General features: G+C 48.3%; 5 protein-coding genes. 4 read left to right on the top strand and 1 reads right to left on the bottom strand.

Annotation, left to right across the window (positions count from 1 at the left end):
- Positions 1–265 precede the first annotated feature (265 nt).
- From Q0294_RS09875 to Q0294_RS09860, 4 genes are all read left to right on the top strand, one after another.
- Positions 266–1,144, top strand: coding sequence for a hypothetical protein (locus Q0294_RS09875; protein WP_299464133.1), 879 nt, complete (start codon positions 266–268; stop codon positions 1,142–1,144).
- 103 nt (positions 1,145–1,247) lie between these two features.
- The gene (locus tag Q0294_RS09870) at positions 1,248–2,102 is read left to right on the top strand and encodes a rhomboid family intramembrane serine protease (RefSeq protein WP_299464130.1); all 855 of its coding nucleotides are present in this window, start codon (positions 1,248–1,250) and stop codon (positions 2,100–2,102) included.
- 82 nt (positions 2,103–2,184) lie between these two features.
- A complete protein-coding gene (locus Q0294_RS09865) occupies positions 2,185–2,796 on the top strand; it encodes a sigma-70 family RNA polymerase sigma factor (protein ID WP_299464127.1) in 612 nt (203 codons plus the stop codon).
- 68 nt (positions 2,797–2,864) lie between these two features.
- Positions 2,865–4,553, top strand: a complete 1,689-nt coding sequence (locus Q0294_RS09860; RefSeq protein WP_299464124.1) for a serine/threonine-protein kinase — start codon at positions 2,865–2,867, stop codon at positions 4,551–4,553.
- A gap of 14 nt (positions 4,554–4,567) precedes the next feature.
- Here the strand turns inward: Q0294_RS09860 and Q0294_RS09855 are convergent, their stop codons facing one another.
- Positions 4,568–5,671, bottom strand: coding sequence for a glycosyltransferase family 9 protein (locus tag Q0294_RS09855; RefSeq protein WP_299464121.1), 1,104 nt, complete (start codon positions 5,669–5,671; stop codon positions 4,568–4,570).
- Positions 5,672–5,867: the final 196 nt, after the last annotated feature.

Genomic DNA, 5,867 nt, shown 5'->3' with positions numbered 1-5,867 from the left:
CTGCTTAACTTTCTCAGCTTTCGTGACAGTAATCTCCGATCTTCTTTGGGGTGCAGAAAAATAATTGATACCTGAGGATTTATTTTCGTTCTCACTGTCTCCTGAGGACGATGTAATAAACAGGATGGCTCTGGTATGAATTCTGCCCGTTTTTTTGATGTCAAAACTGAGATATACAGTAAATTATAACGAAAAGTAACTTTAATTACTCAAATAGAATTACGAGACAAATGCTCTCGTTCGATTCCATCAAGGTTCAAAGAAGATGCATAAATCTGGAGTAGTCCTGGTTTGGATTGTTGCCCTCACCGCCGTAGGAGCTGTCCTGCTGACCTCAAAAGTACTTGACGTCCGTGGGAGCTGGTTGAAATCAGTAGAAAAAAACAAGGCACAAATTCAGAAGAATGCAGCCGAGATCGAAGCTAAAGAGACGGAAAATAAAACGCTTCGCAGCGACCTGACACGACTCATGCTGGGGTGGGATCGTTACTGGGATGCGAATGTGACCATTGCCAATCAGCAGACGGGTGAGATTCAGGTCAATATCGGTGGAAATCAGGGATTGGGAACAGCGCAGCAAGGTACTGATCCGGTTGCACAACCGGTTGTTTTTGCGTTTCAACCAGATCCGAGTAAACCGAGTGGTTTCAGTTATGTGGGTGCATTTCGTGTGAATGCACTCGAAGCCAATCGTGCGCAGTTGATCTCAGTCACACCTCCCCAGCCGGGTGAGGTGGCAACCTGGAAGAATGGTGCATGGCGTTTAAGAGCACTTGTGCCCCCCAATTATATTTCCACCTTAAGAACCCTGAGGGATGACCTGGTCGAGCGCGATCAGCAGATCAATAGAAAACAGGATCGAATTCAGGATTTGAATCGCTTGCTGGCTGCTGCAAAAGAGCGACTGGAAGCAAGAGTCAGTGAATTGATCGGTTCCGAGAATGCGCCTCAGGATGAAATTCTGCCTGTTGAACTAAGAAAAGGCCTGATTTCAGGACTGGAAGAAGAAGAACAATTACGCAACCAGGAATTCCAGGAAACAGATCGTTTACGACGTGATATGTTGAATGTCTATCAAAAACAACTGGATCTGGTGAAAGAGGTCAGCAAACTGACCAGTCAGTTACCTAAGCCAAAAACATAATCGCTTTGAGTTGTTAGCAGACAGCTCCTCAATAGCATGGAAGGTGTGCGTTTTTCTCGGGACGCTCTCAATTTCGGAATGACAAGCAAGGATAGGTTGGGCAATGGGGATTGAGAACCGGGATTACCTGCGGCATGAAAGTGGCGGAGGAAATTACAATCCTTTCCGAACGACTTCTGGCGGCTGGGCTATCAAATATTTGATCATTGCCAATGTGATTGTCTTTTTGCTTGAGACGTTCTCCCCCTCGATTATTGAATTTCTCGCATTACAACGAGATGCTATTTTTCCTTCCTTCCAGATCTGGCGATTTGTGACTTATGGTTTCTGTCACTCAACAGCTTCTCTGGGACACATTTTCTTTAATATGTTTGTACTCTGGATGTTTGGCCGCTCTGTTGAACCGATCCTGGGCTCACGGGAATTTTTGGCATTTTATCTGATCGGTATCGTCATCAGTGGTATCTGCCACGTTGCAATCAGCGCCAATCCTGTGATTGGTGCTTCAGGTGGCGTCATGTCAGTGGTCTTTCTGACCGCCATGTATTTTCCTCGCATGACCGTGCTCTTAATGTTTATCTTTCCGATTGAACTGCGCTGGCTGGCCGTGCTTTACGCTGTGGTTGATGTATTCGGGTTTGTCAGCCCGCAGCAAGGCGACAGTACCGCTCACTTTGCTCATTTGGGAGGTGCTGCGTTTGGAGTCGCCTACAAGTATTTTGGCTGGCATCTGACCGGAAGTTTTAATCAGAAATGGAGTGCTTTCAAATTAAAACAGTCTGCCAGGAAGAATCACCTGCGCGTGTATACCGAGCCGGATTCAAAACTTTCCAAGGCCAAATTAGACGAAAAAGTGGATGTGATTCTGGAAAAAATCAGCCGCGAAGGGGAAGCCAACCTGACGGATCAGGAACGTGCTTTACTCAAAGAAGCGAGCAATAAATATAAAAAACGGTGATCTGTCTGCTCAAGCGGCGGTGTCCCTCTTTTCAAGTCTGGTTGAAAACGTTTGCAGTATTATCTGGCTCCGGGGCGCGACGATGTCTCAATCACATTTTGAAGAGCTGATTCAACGGGCCCGAGCGGGAGACCGCTCTGCAGAGAATGAATTACTGCAAAAATGCCGTGCTTATGTCTCGCTCATCGCACGTGCCCAGATTGAGGGCTGGATGCGCACCAAATTCGATGCTTCTGATCTGGTACAACAGACATTGCTGGAAGCCCACCAGGGACTCGAAAATTTTAAAGGAGAGACAGAGGCCGAGTGGCTGGGCTGGTTGCGGGGGATTTTGAATCACAATGCACTGGATTTTGCCCGGAAATACCAAGGTGTTGCCAAACGTAATGTGAAACGAGAATTCTCAATCGATCAGCCCGGAGGCAGTTCAGGTCAGTCTGGCTTTCAGCAATGGGAATTGAAAGATCAGGCGGAAACCCCCAGTCGGATGCTGTTGAATCGGGAACAGGAAATTCTGATGGCGGAGGCCGTCGCGCAGCTTCCCGCTGATTATCAGGAAGTGATTATGTTACGAAATCTGCAACGGCTTTCGTTTAAACAGGTCGCAGAAAGAATGAATCGTAGTGCTGGTGCAGTGCAAATGCTCTGGCTGAGGGCCTTGAACCAGTTACAGGAACTGCTGGAACGTGTTTGATTCCGTTATTTGACCTGTATCAAATCGAGTGCTGCGTACGAGCAGTGAGAGAGAAAGTATTGAATCCGGTGGCAAGCGAACAAGACGATCAATCAGAGGTGGCGATCGAGGTATTGAATCAATACCTGAATTACCTGCAGGCTCATGATCAGGAAAGCTGCCATGGATTACGGGTGGTCAATCCTGAACTGAAAAAATTAATGGCGTGCCTGGATTCACTCGAACGGTTAGCGCCTGACAACGAACATTCTGTTCGGGAAACGCAATCTCCGGGACCGGAAGAGGCCACGCGTTTGCTTTCGAAAACTCATTCGGCACGAGCGTTCCCTCATCAGACGATCGAATTCGGAAACTATGAACTACTGGAAGAACTCGGTCGCGGTGGCATGGGTGTGGTTTATAAAGCACTCCAGAAAGACTTAAACCGCATTGTCGCCTTGAAGACAATTTTAAGTAACCAGTTTGCTTCAGAAGAAGAAGTACGCCGATTTTATCTGGAAGCCCAGGCGGCAGGACGATTACAGCATTCCCATATTGTTCCCATTCACGAAGTGGGTCAGTATCTGGGGCAGCATTATTTTACGATGGACTATATTTCGGGAGGCTCATTAGCCAATACCAGGGCAAAGCAGATGTCCGAAACGGCACAGACTGATTTTTATCAGGTGGCCTCGCTGATGCTGCAGGTATCACAGGCTGTGCAGTATCTGCATTCCAAAGACATTATTCACCGCGATTTAAAACCATCCAACATTTTAATTGATGAAAACGGAATGGCACATGTAACGGATTTTGGACTGGCGAAACTGTTTGATGTGCTTCAAACCGACTCTGAAGATGACGTTCGAACTCAGAGTGGCATGATCGTAGGAACGCCCGGTTATATGTCACCCGAGCAGGCTGCGGGACAACTTGCCGCTATTTCGTCGCGCAGTGATATCTTTTCTCTGGGCACGATTCTCGACGAGCTTTTGACAGGCGTTTCTCCGTTCAAACAGAACAGTCCTCTGGATTCTCTGGTGTATGTCATCGAGGGCGAGCCTCCCCTGCCTCATACACTTAACGCCCGCATCCCGTATCACTTGGAGCTGATCTGTCTGAAATGCCTTGAGAAAGATCCGGATTTACGTTATCAGACGGCGGGTGAGCTGGCCGATGATCTGGAGCATTTTATCGCAGGGGAACCGATTCAGGCACAGCCAGCAGGTCTCAGGCAGAAATTTCAGCGCTGGTTTCGCAGGCAGCCAGCTTTAGTCTCGCGGTTATCAGCAATTTTTCTCGCGACAGGAATCATCCAGACGGTTTACTCAACGCAAGGAATGGATCTCAATTACCATCTCAAAATGATGACCATTTTTGGTTTGTGGGCTAGCCTGGCTTTGTTCTTTCAATGGAGCCTGGACCACTTGAAGAACAAGGTAAAGGTGCGGTTTTGCTGGGTGGCCGCAGATGTCTCTTTATTAACCGGGTTGTTGTTTCTGGCCGATTCTCCGATCGGGATTTTGTTGATCGGTTATCCGATGTTGATTGTCTCAGCCGGGTTATTTTTTTACGTGAGACTGGTCTTCTTCACCACCGTTCTGTCCCTGCTCGCGTTTTCGGCACTGGTGCTGCTCAGACCGGAATTAGCGGAGCTATGGCAATATCCCGTGATTTATGGGATGGTGTTGGCGATATTGGGAATGATTACCGCTTATCAGATTTATCGCGTCAGAGTCTTGAGTCGCTACTATGAGCTGCGGCGGCCGGAAAGATAGCCGGTGTGAGTGGCTTACGCTGCTTTCACATTTCCCTGAGATGTGTGATTAGAAACCAGGCGGAATAAAGCTTGCCAGACGCGTCCGATTTCGAGCTCTTCCATGCAGCATAAGTTTTGCGGTCCCCGTTTGGGGCAGCGCTTGTGATAACTACCTGCACAATCAACATTGGTTGAAACAAGTTGATGCTGGTCACCGGGAGGTCCCGAACGGAGTGAATTCGTGCAGGTAAAGATGCCGGTAACCGGTGTTCCCAGTCCAGCGGCAAGATGCATGGGGCCCGAATCATTTGTCAGCAGAAAATCAGATTCGATTAGCACCGCCGCCAGTTGTTTGAGGGTCGTTTCCCCTGCCAGATTAATGACATGACCTGTGGGTACAAACTTGTGTAATAATTTTTCAATATGATTGGTTAAAGGTCGTTCATCTGCCGTGCCAACCAGAACGACATTGCAGCGGAATCGGCGGATCGCTTTTGCACCGACGGCTGCAAAGCTTTCAGGGGGCCAGCGTTTTGTGATCCACTGCGCACCAGCGTGAATTGCAAGAGTGGGTGGGGAGTTGTTATCCAGGCGGGAGAGTTTGTTTTTTGCCCAGAGGGTATCTTCCTGGCTGAGGTAGATGTCAGTTTGTCTTTGGGTTTCACCGAATCCCATCGCGTCTGCCACACGCCAATATTTTAAATAAGCCGGCACGAGTCGTCCTGTGTCCGGGATGGTCAGATTGCAGGCTAAATGAGAGCCCTCGCGCGCTGCTTCGATGCCAATCCGCCAGCGGGCACGAGTGGCTGCCGTCATGATGCCGGTTCGTAATAATCCCTGCAGATCAAGTACAAGGTCAAATTGCCGCTGTTTCAGCTCTTTCAGAAAATTCCACCAGTAGCGAACAGAGCTGCGTCGACTGAAAGGAATAATTTCATCAAGGTGGGGATGCCCTTCCAGCAGGTTGGCAAAGCTGTCACGAATGATCCACGAAATCCGGGCGTCTGGAAACCGTTCACGGAGTACTGGGAGGAGAGGAAGTGTTTGCACAACATCGCCGAGCGCACTGGGTTTGATAATGCAAATCCGCTTGGCTTCGATCTGGTTCAGTTGAGATAAGAAATGCTGCGAACTCATCGTATTCGGTTATTAGCTGTCGATTCGGGGGTTATTTGAACAGGAGAAATCAAGCAGCAAGGCATCATAATCGGAGAGGCTCAATCAGGGCAAGATCAGCTTTGATTTCGATTGTTTTCAACAGAAAAAACCAATTTATTGAAAATGACAGTCCAGGAAAATAACCAGTCCGGTTAGTTTTTCTTGAGAAACAGCG

Source organism: uncultured Gimesia sp., assembly GCF_937919775.1.
GTDB lineage: Bacteria > Planctomycetota > Planctomycetia > Planctomycetales > Planctomycetaceae > Gimesia.
Note: the sequence above shows the minus strand (reverse complement) of the source record. Positions and strands in the feature narration are given on the sequence as shown.